The sequence below is a fragment of the Salinivibrio sp. SS3 genome (genome assembly GCF_001722105.1).
Lineage (GTDB): Bacteria > Pseudomonadota > Gammaproteobacteria > Enterobacterales > Vibrionaceae > Salinivibrio > Salinivibrio kushneri.
The window spans coordinates 21,478-38,477 of the sequence record NZ_MEBQ01000024.1 but is presented as its reverse complement, the minus strand read 5'-3'; the positions used below and the strand labels follow the sequence as shown (position 1 = coordinate 38,477).

At 48.7% G+C, this 17,000-nt stretch carries 16 protein-coding genes, 1 tRNA gene and 1 pseudogene; 15 read left to right on the top strand and 3 right to left on the bottom strand.

The window, feature by feature from the left end; genetic code table 11:
• The first annotated feature begins 592 nt into the window (after positions 1-592).
• The 3 genes from BGL48_RS10495 to ilvD all read left to right on the top strand — a co-directional run bounded on the left by BGL48_RS10495 (position 593) and on the right by ilvD (position 4,480).
• Entirely contained in the window at positions 593-1,606 is a 1,014-nt protein-coding gene (locus BGL48_RS10495) for a porin (protein ID WP_069362597.1), read from the top strand.
• Between the two features lie 76 nt (positions 1,607-1,682).
• On the top strand, positions 1,683-2,501 hold the full coding sequence (locus BGL48_RS10490) for a DUF2057 family protein (protein ID WP_069362596.1): 819 nt from the start codon (positions 1,683-1,685) through the stop codon (positions 2,499-2,501).
• 296 nt (positions 2,502-2,797) lie between these two features.
• Positions 2,798-4,480 (top strand): dihydroxy-acid dehydratase, encoded by a 1,683-nt coding sequence (gene ilvD, locus BGL48_RS10485; protein ID WP_218089806.1) that lies wholly within the window; start codon positions 2,798-2,800, stop codon positions 4,478-4,480.
• Between the two features lie 46 nt (positions 4,481-4,526).
• Here the strand turns inward: ilvD and BGL48_RS10480 are convergent, their stop codons facing one another.
• Positions 4,527-5,951: a PLP-dependent aminotransferase family protein gene (locus BGL48_RS10480; protein WP_069362594.1), complete on the bottom strand. Its 1,425-nt coding sequence runs from the start codon at positions 5,949-5,951 to the stop codon at positions 4,527-4,529.
• Between the two features lie 150 nt (positions 5,952-6,101).
• Between BGL48_RS10480 and BGL48_RS10475 the strand changes: the two genes are divergently transcribed.
• The 8 genes from BGL48_RS10475 (at position 6,102) to BGL48_RS10445 (ending at position 12,167) form a co-directional block, all read left to right on the top strand.
• Complete coding sequence (locus BGL48_RS10475; protein ID WP_069362593.1) at positions 6,102-7,466, top strand: cytochrome ubiquinol oxidase subunit I; 1,365 nt, start codon at positions 6,102-6,104, stop codon at positions 7,464-7,466.
• A gap of 9 nt (positions 7,467-7,475) precedes the next feature.
• Positions 7,476-8,477, top strand: coding sequence for a cytochrome d ubiquinol oxidase subunit II (gene cydB, locus BGL48_RS10470; protein WP_069362592.1), 1,002 nt, complete (start codon positions 7,476-7,478; stop codon positions 8,475-8,477).
• Positions 8,477-8,611: a DUF2474 domain-containing protein gene (locus tag BGL48_RS16025; RefSeq protein WP_077459159.1), complete on the top strand. Its 135-nt coding sequence runs from the start codon at positions 8,477-8,479 to the stop codon at positions 8,609-8,611. The genes cydB and BGL48_RS16025 overlap by 1 nt, the downstream gene beginning before the upstream one ends.
• Positions 8,612-8,761: 150 nt before the next feature.
• The gene (locus BGL48_RS10465) at positions 8,762-9,115 is read left to right on the top strand and encodes a DUF805 domain-containing protein (protein ID WP_069362591.1); all 354 of its coding nucleotides are present in this window, start codon (positions 8,762-8,764) and stop codon (positions 9,113-9,115) included.
• A 128-nt stretch (positions 9,116-9,243) separates the two neighbouring features.
• A complete protein-coding gene (locus tag BGL48_RS10460; RefSeq protein WP_069362590.1) occupies positions 9,244-9,762 on the top strand; it encodes a GrpB family protein in 519 nt (172 codons plus the stop codon).
• A 164-nt stretch (positions 9,763-9,926) separates the two neighbouring features.
• Positions 9,927-10,013: transfer RNA gene (locus BGL48_RS10455), tRNA-Leu, on the top strand.
• 210 nt (positions 10,014-10,223) lie between these two features.
• A complete protein-coding gene (locus BGL48_RS10450; RefSeq protein WP_069362589.1) occupies positions 10,224-11,102 on the top strand; it encodes a LysR family transcriptional regulator in 879 nt (292 codons plus the stop codon).
• A gap of 138 nt (positions 11,103-11,240) precedes the next feature.
• The gene (locus tag BGL48_RS10445) at positions 11,241-12,167 is read left to right on the top strand and encodes a YeiH family protein (RefSeq protein WP_069362588.1); all 927 of its coding nucleotides are present in this window, start codon (positions 11,241-11,243) and stop codon (positions 12,165-12,167) included.
• 20 nt (positions 12,168-12,187) lie between these two features.
• Here the strand turns inward: BGL48_RS10445 and BGL48_RS16240 are convergent, their stop codons facing one another.
• Complete coding sequence (locus BGL48_RS16240) at positions 12,188-12,334, bottom strand: hypothetical protein (RefSeq protein ID WP_158012170.1); 147 nt, start codon at positions 12,332-12,334, stop codon at positions 12,188-12,190.
• A 270-nt stretch (positions 12,335-12,604) separates the two neighbouring features.
• On the opposite strand from BGL48_RS16240, the pseudogene BGL48_RS10440 reads away from it, so the two are divergent.
• From BGL48_RS10440 to BGL48_RS10425, 4 genes and pseudogenes are all read left to right on the top strand, one after another.
• Positions 12,605-13,237: pseudogene (locus BGL48_RS10440) on the top strand (cation transporter); the annotation flags it as partial.
• A gap of 321 nt (positions 13,238-13,558) precedes the next feature.
• A complete protein-coding gene (locus BGL48_RS10435; RefSeq protein WP_069362586.1) occupies positions 13,559-14,005 on the top strand; it encodes a GNAT family N-acetyltransferase in 447 nt (148 codons plus the stop codon).
• Between the two features lie 22 nt (positions 14,006-14,027).
• Positions 14,028-15,239 (top strand): L-2-hydroxyglutarate oxidase, encoded by a 1,212-nt coding sequence (lhgO, locus tag BGL48_RS10430; RefSeq protein WP_069362585.1) that lies wholly within the window; start codon positions 14,028-14,030, stop codon positions 15,237-15,239.
• 70 nt (positions 15,240-15,309) lie between these two features.
• Entirely contained in the window at positions 15,310-16,329 is a 1,020-nt protein-coding gene (locus BGL48_RS10425) for a S66 family peptidase (RefSeq protein WP_069362584.1), read from the top strand.
• Positions 16,330-16,336: 7 nt separating this feature from the next.
• Here BGL48_RS10425 and BGL48_RS10420 read toward each other — a convergent pair whose 3' ends face one another.
• Positions 16,337-16,975 (bottom strand): NAD(P)-dependent oxidoreductase, encoded by a 639-nt coding sequence (locus BGL48_RS10420; protein ID WP_069362583.1) that lies wholly within the window; start codon positions 16,973-16,975, stop codon positions 16,337-16,339.
• Between the last annotated feature and the right edge of the window lie 25 nt (positions 16,976-17,000).

Genomic DNA, 17,000 nt, shown 5'->3' with positions numbered 1-17,000 from the left:
AGACAAGGCGTTGTCGCGGGGGAGTTCCGATGACGTAAACACAGTTGTAGCCGTGGTTATTTTTCATAATAAAATTACATAACTCCCAAATTCCATGCATTTTTTTGCCGTTTTTGACGATAATAAAATGTATTTTACGTAAAAAAATACCCTCATCTATCCATTCTCTGCTCGTTAATTTTGTAAGAAAAATAAGATTGGCGACTTTTGCCGTTTTTGACGTGATGTCGTGTTCGTACTCTATGATTTTTATTTCATTTTATTGACATTAAAATACGCTTCTCCGGAAGCTGTCATTCCTAAATAAATGTATAAATAATTGTTTATAAACCACTTTTTGTTTTTTATGAATAAGATCTATGTCATAAAACGGTCAAAAACATGCTCTATGTCATATTATTCGTATTAAAAATTAAGTCGTGATTGATATTTTTCTCTGCGTAATTAGTCTGAGGATGTGGTTACACGAAATGTGTAAGCAGCGGGGGAAAGCTGAAATATATTTCTCAGCTTTCAAATCGGTTTTGCACTCGACAAAACTTAATAAATCAACGAGGCAAAGCCAGTATCTTGCAGATAGCAGGAGTCTTTCATGAATAAGATTTTTAAGCGTTCGCTTATTAGTGCAGTGGTTGCATTAGGATCAACTGGCGCAATGGCCGCCGACCACGAAGGTATGGTTGGTGTTTTGACTGACTACAATGTCGACCTTTATGGTGTTGCGGCTATTTCAGCCTTCAACCAAGAAGATGGGAATGGCTACGATTATGAGAACGAATCTCGCGTCGGGGTTCGAGCCGGTAAAGCGTTCAATGACGACGTTTATATCTTCATGCAAATCGAGTCAGGGTATGTCGGTGAAGATGGAACAGGCGCGACATTGGGTAATCGTGATACTTTCATTGGTATGAAAGGGGGTTGGGGCCAAGTGCGTTTTGGTCGTATGTTGACGCCAATGTATGAAGTAGTCGATTGGCCCTATTCGAACCCAGGGTTAGGCCGCGTCTTTGACTGGGGGGCGGACACGAAGTCGCATTATGATCGTAAAGGCGATATCGCGCGTTATGACTCACCCGATTTAAATGGCTTTAGTTTTGACGTGTCAGTGGGGCGCGGCGATAAAGATGTCAAAGGCTCAAACCACTTTGGGGCCGCTGCGCACTATACGTTAGCGGACGCATTTACTCTTCATGGTGGGTACGAATATAACTCAAATTATGAGGGTGATATTGATACCAAAGCCTATTTAGCTGGGGTTGAAATTCCACTCCCAGGTGGATTTAAGGTATCTGCCGCGTATAAATATAACGATGGCGTGTACAACACCGCGGGCGCTAACAAGGGGACTGAGGCGGAGCAAGATCAAATCTCAGTGGTCGGTGAGTACTGGAATGGTCCGTGGGGTTACCGCTTAGGTTATGCTGCGAATGGCGATTCTGACTTAGATAACAATGCCGATGTCGATGATAGTGATTCAGTTATTGCCGGTCAGCTAATGTACTCGAAGAATGGTTTCTTGCCTTATCTTCGTATTGGTCAACACGATGCGGGCAATCTAGAGGACAAAAAAGCGTTTGCCCGTCTGGGTATCGAATATAACTTTTAACAGTAACACTTTGCCTTTCTATTTTTTTTTGCCGGCCAGGATGGCCGGCTTTTTTAACTTCCTGTAAGGGGGCTGTATGAAAGCAACTTTCCGTCTTGTGACCGTATCGAGTTGTCTACTTATTGTCGGTTGCACTAGCTTTGATTCGTCGAGCCAGTTTGATGATGTTGCTAGTTCAGTGAAAGAGCGTCGCCACTATGTGCAGGTGGTGACGAAATCGATCACGCCAGACATTCAGGTCTTGTCTGGGGCGAATGTCGTTAAAGCAAGTGCGAATTATGTGGCGAATTATCCCGTTGATAAGTCAGCAGGCCCCGACGTGGCTCCTTCCAAATTGATGACTGAGATCTCGTATTTTAAGAATTATCAAGAGTATGAAACCGTTACCATCAATGGCGAGACGCTGCCGCTTGAAAATACTCAAATAACGTCCGAAACGTGCACAGAGCACTGTGTGACGACGCAATATGTATCATTCGCGTTATCCTCAGACACTGCCACGACTTGGTCGGAACCACAAGTTACGTATACTTTGAATAGTGCTGGAGGAGGAAATCGGGTGCAATTATCGATTCCCAATGCTTACTTTATAGCGGCCAAGGATGAGGCTTCGCGAGTATTGGGTCAACAAAGCCAGTCCACTGTATCCGCTAGTCAGACAACCCCAGTGAAAGACACGAAAGAGAAACCACAAGAGATGGTGGTCTATTGGTATCAGCAAGCGAGTGACGCCGACCGTCGAGCTTTTGCGGATTGGGCGTTTGCGCATCGTGACGGTAGTGGAGTGATGCCAACCACTCAGAGTCAGCCTTTGCAGATGATGGGATATTGGTATCAGCAGGCGACACCTACCTCGCGTAAAGCCATCCTTACTTGGTTACTCAACCAGTCTTAGTGCCTTACCAAGGCTTGAATGTGCTGTGCAATCAAACTACATCAGGTTGCCAGCGCATTTGGGTGAATATCACTGGCTTTGGTTAATCGTGCTCTGAAGGCAAAATGCTGCTAATCACTGGCAATGCCCACACAATATTCGGCCCTTTATCTTTCCACCAAAAATCACTATGACAAAACAAGTAAAAAGTCACTTAACAGCATAGTATGTCGCTAGCATATTGATAGATTGGTCAGCCTTGGTAAAGTGACCCTATAATCACTAACAAATAAAACGTTGAATTAATGAGAGAGGGTATGATGAGTAAGAAGCGCCGGTATTCATCGGAAGTGGTTGATGGGGTGTCTAAAGCACCGGCTCGTGCCATGTTGCGCGCGACTGGCTTTGAAAAGCAGGATTTCTCAAAACCGCAAGTGGGCATTGCTTCGACTTGGAGCATGGTGACACCGTGCAATATGCATATCAACGAACTGGCCGATCATGCCTGCAGTGGTGTGGACGCTGATGGTGGTAAGGGCGTTATCTTTAATACCATTACCATTTCTGATGGTATTGCCAATGGTACGGAAGGTATGAAGTATTCTTTGGTCTCTCGTGAAGTGATCACGGACTCCATTGAAACGGTTGCGGCATGCCAAGGTTTTGATGGCTTGGTGACCATTGGTGGTTGCGATAAAAACATGCCCGCTTGCGTTATTGCCATGGCCCGACTTAACCGGCCTTCTATTTTTGTCTATGGCGGAACGATCAAACCGGGTGCAAATCATACCGATATCGTGTCTGTATTCGAGGCAGTGGGTCAGCATGCTAAAGGCGATATTGAATTAATAGATGTCGAAAAGATAGAGAAAACGGCCATTCCTGGCGCAGGTTCTTGTGGTGGTATGTACACCGCGAATACGATGGCATCCGCTATTGAAGCCTTGGGATTAAGTTTGCCGGGCAGTTCAGCTCAAGAAGCGATCTCACAAGATAAGCGTGCGGATTGCGAAGCGGCGGGTAAAGCGGTGGTACGTTTAATCGAAGAGGGCATTCGCCCCTCAGACATTATGACGCGGGAAGCATTTGAAAATGCCATCACTGTGACCATTGCGCTTGGCGGTTCAACCAATGCGGTGCTGCATTTGTTGGCTATGGCGAATACGGTCAATGTAGATTTAAGCTTGGATGACTTTACACGCCTAGGGCAAAAAGTCCCTGTGCTTGCGGATTTGCGTCCAAGTGGTCAGTACATGATGTCAGAGCTTGTGGCCATTGGTGGTATTCAACCATTGATGAAGCGTCTATTGGACGCGGGTCTATTGCATGGTGATTGCTTAACGGTGACAGGAAAAACCTTGGCGGAGAACTTAGAGGAGGTTGAAGACTATCCTGATCACCAAGATATTATTCGTCCGTTTGATAATCCTATTAAGCAAACCAGTCACTTGGTGGTATTGAAAGGCAATGTCTCTCCGACGGGGGCCGTGGCAAAAATCTCGGGCAAAGAGGGTACGCAGTTTACTGGTCGTGCTCGCGTATTCCACTCTGAAGAAGAAGCCTTGCAAGCGATTTTAGATGGCAAGATCGTAAAAGGGGATGTGATTGTTATTCGCTACGAAGGACCCAAAGGGGGCCCAGGCATGCGCGAAATGTTGAGTCCAACTTCTGCCGTGATGGGGCGTGGCTTGGGTAACGACGTTGCGCTGATCACGGATGGTCGCTTCTCTGGGGGGAGTCATGGTTTTGTCGTAGGCCATGTGACACCGGAAGCCATGGATGGTGGCCCCATCGCCATTCTTGAAGATGGTGACACCATTTCTATTAATGCTGATGATATGTCGATTGATGTCGATTTAACGCAAGCCGAAATGAATCAGCGTTTAAGTCAGTGGCAACAGCCAGAGCCACGATACAAACGCGGCGTATTGGCAAAATATGCCAATACTGTGATTTCCGCAGCGGAAGGGGCGGTGACTGACCAAGATCTAAAACTATAAATCGTTGTTGAGTTTTACGGTTTATCACTTGGTTACTCAGCCAGTCTTAGCGCTTCACCAAGGTTTTAATGTGCTGTGCAATCAAATCACATAAGGTTGCTAGGGCATTTTTATGTGCATGGTCCAGTGGGTAAGAGGCATTCAACCGAAAGCAATGGGCAAACTGTGCGTGTGTTGCGAACATATTGCCCGGCGCGATACTGATATGGTGTTTGAGCGCAAGGTGGTAGAGCGCGGTGGTATCACTGCCTTTGTGCAAAGTTATCCATAGAAAATACCCCCCTTGGCTGTTAATGACATTAACGCCTTGCGGTAAATGGGCGATCAGAAACTGATAGGTCGCCTTTTTTCGTTCAGCCAATGTGCGACGCAGCTGCTTTAGATGGTGTTCATAATTTCGGTTATGAAGATAATGTGCAACAGCAAGTTGAATGGGGACGCTGGTGGTCACTGTGCTCATTAGCTGCAGCTTTTGTAGTTTCTGGGCTTGATCACCGGCTGCCACCCAACCGAGGCGAAAGGCATCGACCAAGGTTTTTGAGAAAGACGAGCAGTGCAAAACATGACCGCTGTTATCGAACGCTTTAGTAGGGTGCGGTTTGTGTTCGCCATCATAGAGTTCGCCATAGACATCGTCTTCGATTAAATACACTTGATAGCGTTTGACGAGTTCGGCAAGACGCGCTTTCTTTTCATCTGACAGTGAGTACCCCAACGGATTTTGATGATTGCTCATCAGCCAACAAGCGCGGACTGGATGCGTTTGCAAGGCGCGTTCGAGCGCATCGAGATCAATCCCTTCCGTCGGATGTGTTCGGATCGCCATCGCTTTGAGCCCCCGGTTTTCAAGGGCTTGTAGCGCACCGTAAAACGCCGGACTTTCAACAGCGACCCAATCCCCAGGTTGTGTGACCGCGCGTAAGCTCAGGTTAAGCGCATCCAACCCGCCTGCGGTGATCACGATTTCATCGGGAGAAACCTGCATCCCCTGCGCTGCATAGCGTTGGGCAATCAGGTGGCGTAGTTGAGCATTACCCGGGGGAAGATTGTCGACCACACTATGAATCGACATAAAGCGCACCGCAGTGGTGAGCGAGCGGTTTACTTGATGGCGAGGGGCGAGCAGGGGATCAACATAGGCATGCCCATAGCTCGCCATACCCGGCGAGCGGCTGGCTTGCAACACATCGAAAATATAGTCATTGATATCGACAGATTCTGCAGGATGAATCGCACTATCTGGCTTGTTATCGTCGAGTTCGGCATGGGGAGCGACACGGTAACCTGAGCGGGACTGAGAAACAATCCACCCTTGGCTTTCAAGCAGTTGATAGGATTGAAGCACCGTCATGACACTCAACCCTGAATAAGCGGCCTGTTTTCTCAGCGAGGGGAGCTTTTCTCCCACATGCCAAATGCCTGCTTGAATTTGTTGTTTGATCTGCTCGCTAAGCTGCTGATACTTGGACATCTTCCTACCATAATCGCCGCTAAGTGAACCAGACTATAACACTGAAAATATCAAACTGTTATAGGTTAATCTGAGTCGTCTGTGTATGGGCACATTAAAAATGGGCTTCTACCATACGCGTTGGTCTAATTACTAAAGTGGACTTCACGTATGTTTGGTCTTGATGCCTTTATGTTGGCCCGTATCCAATTCGCGTTTACGGTGTCTTTTCACATTATCTTTCCTGCAATTACTATCGGCCTTGCCTGCTACCTTGCGGTGCTTGAGGGGCTATGGCTTAAAACTCGCGAGCAGGAGTACAAAACCCTCTACCTTTTCTGGTCGAAAATTTTTGCGGTCAACTTCGGGATGGGCGTGGTGTCTGGGTTGGTGATGGCATACCAATTTGGGACCAACTGGAGTGGCTTTTCTGAGTTTGCGGGCAGTATCACTGGCCCGTTGCTGACTTATGAGGTACTTACGGCGTTCTTTTTAGAAGCCGGATTTCTCGGGGTCATGCTGTTTGGTTGGCAACGTGTCGGTGATCGCTTGCACTTTTTCGCTACGTCCATGGTCGCGTTGGGCACCGTGATCTCTGCCTTTTGGATTTTAGCCTCCAACAGTTGGATGCACACGCCACAAGGGCATGAAGTGGTCAGTGGTCAAGTGGTGCCTGTGGATTGGTTAGCGGTGGTGTTCAATCCCTCTTTCCCTTATCGCTTAGCGCACATGGTAGTCGCGGCGTTTTTATCCAGTGCCTTATTTGTTGGTGCGTCGGCGGCGTGGCATCTGCTCCAAGGGCAGCGCAGCCCAGCCGTGAAGCGGATGTTTTCGATGTCGATGTGGATGCTGTTATTCACCGCGCCCATTCAAGCGTTTATTGGTGATTTACATGGCCTAAACACCTTGGAATATCAACCTGCCAAAATAGCAGCGATGGAAGGGCATTGGGACAACAGCCATGGCGAGCCCACGCCGCTTATTTTATTTGGCTTTCCGGACATGGAGGCGGAAACCACCCGCTACAAAGTAGAGATCCCCTATTTGGGGAGTCTGATCTTAAAACACAGTCTGACCGAGCAAATTCCAGCCCTAAACGAATTTGCTGCGGAAGACAGACCCAATTCGCCTGTGGTTTTCTGGTCGTTCCGCCTGATGGTAGGCTTAGGGCTATTGATGATCACACTTGGACTAGTGGCGGCGTGGCAGCGCTATAAAGGACGCCTGTTTGAACACCAAGGGCTGCTCCGTTTTGCTTTGTATATGGGGCCGGCGGGGTTGGTCGCGATTCTTGCTGGCTGGGTAACCACTGAGGTAGGGCGCCAGCCTTGGGTAGTGCATGGCCTTTTACGCACCCAAGATGCGGTGTCTGCCCACGGTGACTTGCACATGAGTATTAGCTTGATCAGTTTCTTTGTGGTGTACGGCTTGGTCTTTGGGTTGGGGTACATCTATATGATCCATCAAATTAAATTAGGTCCGGATCAGCATGATGATACACCGCATGAACCGTTAACTGTCTCTGGCCGTGTGTAAGGGGGAAACATGGATTTAGCAATGATTTGGTTTGGCATCATCGTGTTTGCCACTTTAATGTACATCGTGATGGACGGATTTGACTTGGGGATCGGAATCCTGATGCCGTTTATCACTGAACGCGAAGAGCGCGACTTGATGGTTAACAGTGTCGCCCCAGTATGGGATGGCAATGAAACTTGGTTAGTCCTTGGAGGGGCGGCATTATTTGGTGCTTTTCCCTTGGCATATGCCGTGATTGTCGATGCGTTAACAATTCCGCTTACTTTGATGTTGGTGGCGCTTATTTTTCGTGGTGTGGCGTTTGAGTTCCGTTTCAAAGCGTTGCCCGGGCATCATGGCTTTTGGGATACCGCCTTTATGGCAGGGTCTATTTTTGCCACCTTTTTTCAAGGGGTGACTGTGGGTGCGGTGATTGAAGGCTTTCCTGTCGAGGGCCGCGCTTTTGCTGGTGGCGGGCTCGATTGGTTGGCACCATTTCCTCTCTTTTGCGGAATAGGACTGATCATTGCGTACGGTTTACTGGGGGCCACTTGGCTGATCATGAAAACGGAGTATGCGTTGCAAATGCGTATGTACCACCTGAGTCGTCGACTTGTCGTGTTGATGGCGGTAAGTATCGCGATAGTCAGTATTTGGACGCCATTCGCGTATCCGGGAATTGCCGACCGTTGGTTTAGTATGCCAAACTTGCTCATTCTCTCTCCGGTTCCATTATTGACCGCTTTTTGTTTGCTCCGGCTCTGGCGTGCCCGTCCTGATCAGGCTCACCACCGTCCATTTATTATGGCGTTGTGTGTCACCTTGCTCGGATTTATTGGCCTCGGCATCAGCATTTGGCCACATATCATTCCACCCAACATCACAATTTGGCAGGCGGCCTCACCACAGCAAAGCTTGCAATTTATGCTGATTGGCTCGGTGTTTATCATCCCGGTTATTTTGATGTACACCTATTGGAGTTACCGTGTCTTTAGTGGCAAAGTGAATCCGGATGAGGCCTATCACTGATGGCTGGCATGACAAAACCGACTTGGCAGCGTTGGCTTTGGTTAATCACGATCTGGGGAGCCAGTGTAGCGGCATTGGGGGTTGTCTCTTGGCTGTTTAGGCTTTTGATGCATGCTGCGGGCTTGCAAAGCTAATCGCCTTTCACCTGCTATTGTGTAAGAAATCAGTGATAAGGCTCTCAAGCTGATGATAAAGCGGTCGGATGTCTTATCGTTGAAATAGTAGTGGCTGGAGCCTCGTTCTATGATAAACGCGAACACTTTTCAACTAAAACAGGGTTACGTATGGAATGGTATTTAAAAGTGCTGCGTAATTATGCCACTTTTTCAGGGCGCGCCCACCGTCGCGAGTATTGGATGTTCTTTCTGATTAACTTTTGTATCTCGTTGGCGCTTAATATTGTCGCTGAAGCAACGGGATTAGTGTTGCTGAGCATTGTGTATTCATTGGCGGTACTACTGCCAACCTTGGCGGTGACATCAAGACGTTTGCATGATACCGGGCGCTCAGCATGGTGGTTGCTCATCTCACTGATCCCTATTCTCGGAATGCTTGTATTGCTGGTGCTTTGCGCGTTGGAAGGGGATCAAAATAGCAACCAATACGGTTCTAACCCCCAGCTTGCGGAAGGTGTTTAGCACAATGGAGTGACTTGCTTGCATGAGAACGGCTGGTGCGACAAACACCGAGTTTGATGACAGTCGACAGCCTGCTCATGGCGAGTGACTCGGTTTTTCAGCATTCCTCTTTCCAACTTAGGTGCTACATGATTACACTCGAGCCCTACCAATTAATTGACGCTAGTTTTTCTCCGTGGCGTCCTATTTATTTAGACGTTGCTCAAGCCCTGTCTGATCGTATCTCGACACCTGATATTGAGGTACTGCATTTTGGCTCCACCTCAGCCAAAGTAGGAGGCAAGGGGATTATTGATTTATCCATTCTCTATCGTGCTAGCGAACGCGACCATGCTGTCGCTCATCTCTATGCACTCGGTTTTCAAGATCAGCACAGTGATCAGCCTTTTCCCGAACACCGTCCTCGCAAAGATGCCTCTGTAACCTATCAAGGTGAGCGGTTTCTGATCCATGCTCACGTGATTGAAAAAAACAGTGAAGAGCATCGTCGCCAAATGGCGTACAAACAGTATTTGCTTAGTAACCCTGAAGTGCGTACTGAATACGAAAACAAAAAGCGCGCCATACTCGCTCAAGGTGTGCGTGATCAAGATGCCTATGTCAAGCAAAAAGCTCCTTTTGTAAAGGGGGGTTTGGTGGAACTTTAAAGGCGCATGTGCAGCATGATTCACCTCTATCGTTCTGCCTGCTTTTCAACCACTTGAGTCAAAAAGAACAAAAGGACTATTGACCTCAGGTTAAATTTCATTAAAGTACACTTTCGTTCGCAGCGCAGTCTGCGGACCATGGTGCTACCACGCATAACTGCGTTGCCCTGGTGGTGGAATTGGTAGACACAAGGGATTTAAAATCCCTCGGCGTTCGCGCTGTGCCGGTTCAAGTCCGGCCCGGGGCACCATAGCACTTTCGTTATCCCTATCTGTTTTCCATCTCGAATAGAATAGTCTCATTCTGTCGCGCCTCAAACACAGAGAGCTTGGCGTTTTCTGATACGCAGTAGGTCGCTACGAATAATTGCATAATCGCCGATAGTTTAAGGATGCTGGCAAGCGGTAATAGCGCTTTGTGTCTTTGCCGCGCTCCGGTAGGATAGCGTGAGGAGGGCGGCATGAATCTAACCCAAATTGATGCGTTTTGTGCAGTCGCAGAGACTGGCTCAGTGTCTGAAGCTGCACGTCAGCTGGATGTGAATCGTTCACGATTGAGTATGGCGATTAAAGCGCTCGAGCAATCACTTAACGCTGAATTGTTCTATCGCACCGGTAACCGTCTGACACTGTCGGAAATCGGCAAAGCCGTTTACAAAGATTTCGAGAGTATATCGGTCACCGCGGCCCGCATTCGTCGCACGTGCGAGCAAGCGAACGCGGGCTTTAATGCCGAAGTGTGGATCGCGCGTGATGATGCGATCCCCGATCAACTTTGGCAGGACTGGGCGCACCAGCTAAACAAGCGCTTTACGGCGACGTCCTTCAACCTCGTATTGGCGTCGAGCGGTGATCTGGCCAATTTGGTTGAAACGCAACAAGTCGATTTTGCCTTTGGAGTAGACTACGAACGGATTGACGATCCGCGCATCAACTATCAACCGCTGGGTAAAATTCGCATGATGTCGGTGTGCAACAGTGACCATCCGTTGAGCCGGCTGCGTCGGGTCAGTGATGACCAACTGCGTAATGCCATGCAAGCGGTGATGGTCTATCTCAATGAAAAAGACAATCCTGAGCTTCAACCTTTCTCACGCCGATACATTGGCTTTTCGAGCTTTGAATATATGCTCAATACCATCTTACAAGAAGAAGCGTGGGGCGTGTTGCCTGAGCCGCTGATCCGGCAATACTTACGAGAACAGCGCTTAGCGGTAATCAAACACACCTATGGCTTAACCCAAGAAGACTATTGTCTATTCACCGCCTCAGGGATGGCCGAGCATCCTGGGATCCAATGGCTGAGTGATAGCATTACCAACTACTTGTTTGATTTTTAAGTACGTGGCTTGATAAGTGGTTTTTCAAGACGTTGCGATATAGGTTAAGCAAATCTTAACCTAGGTTAAAAAGTTTAAGATTTTCTGAACACCCACCGAGCGCTACAATGCTGTCACTGATTTTTACTGAGCATCATTATGACCGCATACACGCGTTATCTTCCTTTTTCATTGGCTGTGTTAGCTTGTTTAACCCCTTGGGTAAGTTCGCCGATCGCTCTGGTGCTAGGCTTTTTGTTAACCTCCTTGGGCTGGGTGCCAAGCGCAATCTCCCTCACCAAAATTACCAAAAAATTGCTGGCCTATTCGATTGTGGGTCTAGGGTTTGGCATCCCGCTACAAGAGGCGCTCGCCGTGACAGGCGATGGGATTGGGCTGATTATTGCCACCATTGCAGGCACATTGGTCTTTGGCACACTACTGGCCAAACTGATGGGGCTGGATAAAAAGACGGGTCACCTGATTGCCTCAGGCACTGCGATTTGTGGCGGCAGTGCAATCGCAGCCGTCTCGCCCGCTATCAACGCGGATGATAAAGAAATTGGTTTGGCGTTAGGCACGGTGTTTGTGTTGAATTCATTGGCGCTGTTTGTGTTTCCCATGGTCGGGCATGCGCTAGGACTCGATCAGCATACGTTTGGAACTTGGGCGGCGATCGCGATTCATGATACGTCATCGGTGGTGGGCGCGGCGTCCGCTTATGGTGAGCAAGCACTAACCACCGCTACCACCCTCAAACTTGCGCGCGCATTATGGATTGTACCTGTGGCATTTGTCAGCGCACTCATGTTTCGCAGTCACGCTAAAAAAATCACAATTCCGTACTTTATCGTTTTTTATTGTCTGACGATTGGTATCAGTGATGTCTTTGTCCAAGCGCAACCTATCTATGAGGTGATTTTCGCCATCTCAAAGCAAGTATTAGTAGTGTGTTTATTCTTAATCGGCTGCAGTATTTCTGTCACCCAGCTACGCACGGCAGGCCCTAAGCCTTTACTGTTTGGTGTTGCGCTGTGGGTGATTATCTCCTGTACATCGCTTGCTTGGCTGCTGCTAGCTGCTTAGTCTTTGTCGTTGCCTCAGGTTCACTCATGCGACGTGTCCTGAGGTAAACGTAATACCGCGACCAACAGAAACGCACTGAGTGCCGCACCAAACTGCCACCATCCTGTGCTGGTCATCGCGAGGAAAAGCTGCAAGCTAATTGCCGCGAGTAACACGCCTTTTCTCATCGTCTTAGTCCATAAAGAATCTAAATTTAGATTTAGTATGCGCAAACGTTATATGCAAGCAAAATGCGATTTAGCGCTATCTCATAACTAAAACTTGTTTATAACGCTCACCGTCAAAAAAATTGACAGAAAGGTTAATTAATAAGCAATTGAAAATAAACATCTTTTTGTTCATGCCTAATGGAAAAATGAAAATGCCAGCAAGTTCGTGTTTGTAAAGCGGCGCAGTAGCACCAAGAATATGTGCGTGTTTTCTACTTTTGGTGTTTTATGTCTCCTCAAAACGTGATCAATGAAAAGTCAGTATTAGTGTTTTCAGCCCTTCTCGCATTGGGGTTTGCCATCGCCGGCCTTGCCGTTGGATGGATTGCTGGCTCTTTAGTGATTATGTTCGACGGTATCTACTCCTTGATTAGTCTAGTGTTAACTTTGTTGTCACTGGGAGCGTCATGGTATATCCACTCGCGTTACGCAAGGCCGATCACACGTGCGCTGCTGACACCGCTTGTTGTCGCCATTAAAGGCGCCGTGATTATGCTGCTGGTGAGTTATTCTCTGTATGAAGCGGTTTCGTCCTTGGTCGAGGGCGGACGCGCGGTGAACCCGTCATTGGCGGTGCTGTTTGGTATTGTCAATGTGGTGGGTTGTGGTTATGGATGGTGGATGATTGCACGTAAAAACCGGGCAGGGCAAAGCCAATTGGTGGAAGCTGAATCACGCCAGTGGCAAATGGATACCTTACTAAGTCTCTCGGTCACCTTGGGCTTTTTAGGCGCTTGGCTAGTCGCGCATTCTCCTTGGTCGGATTACGCGGTTTATGCGGATCCTATGATGATGGTGTTGATGTCGTTTTTCTTTATCGAAGTGCCATCTGTCATGGTGCGTAACGCGTTAAAAGAGCTCGCGCCTGTCACAGTGAAGTGGTATCGCACCCGCTCAGTGGCGTAATCAGAACTCGCCGCGACGCGGACCTAGCCAAACGATCCTATACCCTTGCAGGGGCCAGCATATACTGAGTCGGCGTTTAGCCGCCTTATTGATATTATCTTATGCACTATAACTTTTTATATTGGCATTTATATCAACTTAAATACTGTGGCCAGTTTCAACGTTATGTGAAGAGATACTTTTTGTTCTTTATGCTCGTCTATTGAGGTGTTGGCAGCAGAACCTCGCGACGGCGCTTACACTGAAAGGTAACCATAGCGCTGCGATAGAGAAAGAATGTTGCATATAGCGAAAGCGGAGTTAAATGATCTAGACGCCCTCACGGTGTTATTCGACCAATACCAGCGCTGGCTCGCGATTCGTCCGCCGCTCAGTCAAACAAGGGCGTTTACCGAGCAACGGTTGTGTGAGCAAGACACGTGTATACTCATGGCTTATCACCAATCGTCCTTGGTGGGATTTGTCCACCTAACGCCTTTGTATTCGCTCGCGAGGGCGCGCCGTGGCTTAATTATTAACGATTTGTACGTGCAGCCGGACTCACGGCGACAAGGTATCGCACGGGCATTAGTCTCGCACGCTCTCAAGGAGGCTCGTGCCCGCCAAGCCGCTTACTTATTGCTACAAACCCATCAAAGCAACCATGCCGCTCATCATCTTTTTGAATCTTTTGGTTTTATTTGCGACGTTAGCCAGTATTATTTTCTGGACGTGACCGATTAACGGGTGACGAAAGGAGTAGCTAATGGCGTACGATTTTGTGGTCGTTGGGGGCGGTATCGTCGGCGTAGCCACCGCTTGGCAGTTGCAACAGCGATATCCAAACAAACGCACTCTATTGATAGAAAAAGAGCCTGCTTTGGCCCAACATCAAACGGGCCATAACAGCGGCGTAATCCATGCTGGCGTGTATTATCCGCCCGGTAGTTTGAAAGCGGATTTTTGTAAGCGTGGCGCTGCTGCCACCAAAGCGTTTTGTGAGCAAGAGGGCATTCCTTATAAGCAGTGTGGCAAGTTAATCGTCGCAACCACAGAGACAGAGCTGGCGAGGATGCATGATTTGTATCAACGTTGTTTGCTCAATGAGATCGAGTGTGAGTGTTGGGATGCCCAACAACTCGCCAGCGCTGAGCCGAATGTGCGTGGTTTAGGCGCGATCTATGTCAAAGCGACCAGTGTTGTGGATTATGCTCAAGTCACAGAAAAAATGGCCGGACGCTTTGTCGCAGCTGGTGGGCACCTTGTGCTAAATACTCAAGTGACGAAGCTACACGAAGATCACGACGGTGTGCTGATTGATACCCAATTACAGGGAGAGTCGCACCGTTATCACGCGGAATTTTTAGTTGTTTGTGCCGGTTTGATGGCTGATCGCATGGCGAAGCTGCAAGGGTTAGCGACATCGTTTCAAATCATCCCCTATCGCGGCGAATATTATCAACTAGCGAAAAAGCATCGGGAGTTAGTGTCGCATTTGATCTATCCAGTACCGGATCCAGATTTGCCTTTCTTGGGTGTCCATGTCACGCGGATGGTTGATGGTGGTTTGACGGTAGGCCCAAATGCCGTTCAGGGCTGGAAACGCGAGGGGTATGCCACATACAATTTTAGTTGGCGTGATACGCTTGATATGCTGCGTTTTCGCGGATTTTGGCGAGTCACTGCAGCGAATCTGCGCACCGGTATAAAAGAATGGTGGAATGCGCATTATAAACCGGGATACCTCAAGCAGGTTCGTAAGTATTGCCCGTCAATTCAATTGGATGATTTACACCCTTATCCAGCCGGTATTCGTGCCCAAGCGGTGTTGAATAGCGGTGAGCTGGTGGGCGATTTCCTCTTCGTTCGATCTGCACGCAGTCTCCATGTGTGTAACGCCCCATCGCCAGCCGCGACTTCAGCCATGCCAATTGCCGAACACATTTGTCAGACTATCAGTACGCCCCCCAGCGATTAATCGGCGAGTATTGTGACTATCTCGTCCTGATGATTTAATGCTAGGGAGATTAAAAATCAAGGAAGACAAGATGTTATTGCCACCACCTCTTGAAAAAGGCGAGACAATTGGCTTTTTCTCGCCATCATCACCAGCCACCGTATTTGCGCCCCAACGATTTGAACGCGCGATGGACTATGTCAAAGCACAAGGCTTTGAACTGAAGGCGGGGGCATTGACCGGACAATCGGATCACTATCGCTCAGGCTCGATCAAGGCGCGTGCAGAAGAGCTTAACCAGCTGATCCGTGATCCGAATGTGCGCTGCATCATGTCGACGATTGGTGGAATGAACAGCAATGCTTTACTTCCCTATATCGATTATGCCGCCTTGGCTGATGATCCTAAGATTATCGTGGGTTATTCGGACCTCACTGCTTTACTGCTCGGTATCTATGCCAAAACGGGATTAATCACGTTTTATGGCCCAGCCTTAGTGGCGTCTTTAGGGGAGTTTCCGCCACTGGTTGATGAAACCTTTGATGCCTTTCGCGCGGTAACAACTGAGAATATAACGCTGCCGATGACCTATAAGATGCCTGCCCAATGGACGGATGTCATGATTGATTGGGGCGAACAGACAGAGGCAAAACCGACCTATGAGAATGCATGGCAATTTATGGGTAAAGGTCAGGTAAATGGGCGCATTCTCGGTGGCAATCTCAATACGCTGAGTGGGATCTGGGGAACACCTTATATGCCAGCGATTAAGACAGGCGATATTCTGCTGATTGAGGACTCTTTGTTGGATATTGCCACGGTTGAGCGCTCACTCGCACACCTAAAACTGGCTGGGGTGTTTGATACGGTAGGCGCGGTGTTACTTGGTAAACACGAGCTGTTTGATGACAAAGGAACGGGACGTTCAACCTATAACGTTCTTGAAGAAATACTCGATGGGAAGCCGCTCGCTGTGGTTGATGGTTTTGACAGTTGCCATACGCATCCGATGTTAACCACACCTTTGGGGGCCCAAGCCTGTATTGATTTTGATGCCCAGACGGTCTCACTCACGCAACCTTGGTTGGCGGGTGAGCACGCTGGGCAATGAGCTTGGATTAGTAAGCCACACCGATACGTTGGCGACGGTGGGCGCCACTTTCCAGTTCGTCGATCATCGCGATAGCATAGTCAGCAACGCTGATTTTGCTGTCACCATGGTCATCGGTAAGCAAGGTATCCGCGCCAACGCGATAGCGGCCTATTTTGTCGCCCGGGAAAATCTCCGCAGCAGGGCTGACGAACGTCCAATCTAGGGTATGGGCGTGTTCACGGAATACCTTCAGAGCGTCGCCTTGAGCGAGCGCTTCTGCTTTATAAGCGTCAGGGAAGTCGGGCAGGCTGACCAGCTCGACTCCCGGTGAAACTTCTAGTGAGCCAGCACCGCCGACCCAGAGTAAACGTTTGACGTTAGCGGCGGGTAACTCGTCAATTAAGCGCTTGGCGCTGTTTGCCACCATCTCATGGTTGCCTGCAGCGCGCCCGCCCACGGCGGCAATGACTGCATCAGCGTCAGCAACGGCCTGTTGTACAGAGTGATGGTTATTCAGCAAGTCGAATTGACGCACCTCGACATCGTCGCGGGTCACTTTTTCTGGCTGACGGACAAGAGCGATAACCTCATGCCCACGATGACGCGCTTCTTCGACGATTTGGCTACCGATCCAACCTGTTGCACCAATAATTGCGATTTTCATATTGTCTTCCTCATGCTGTGATTGC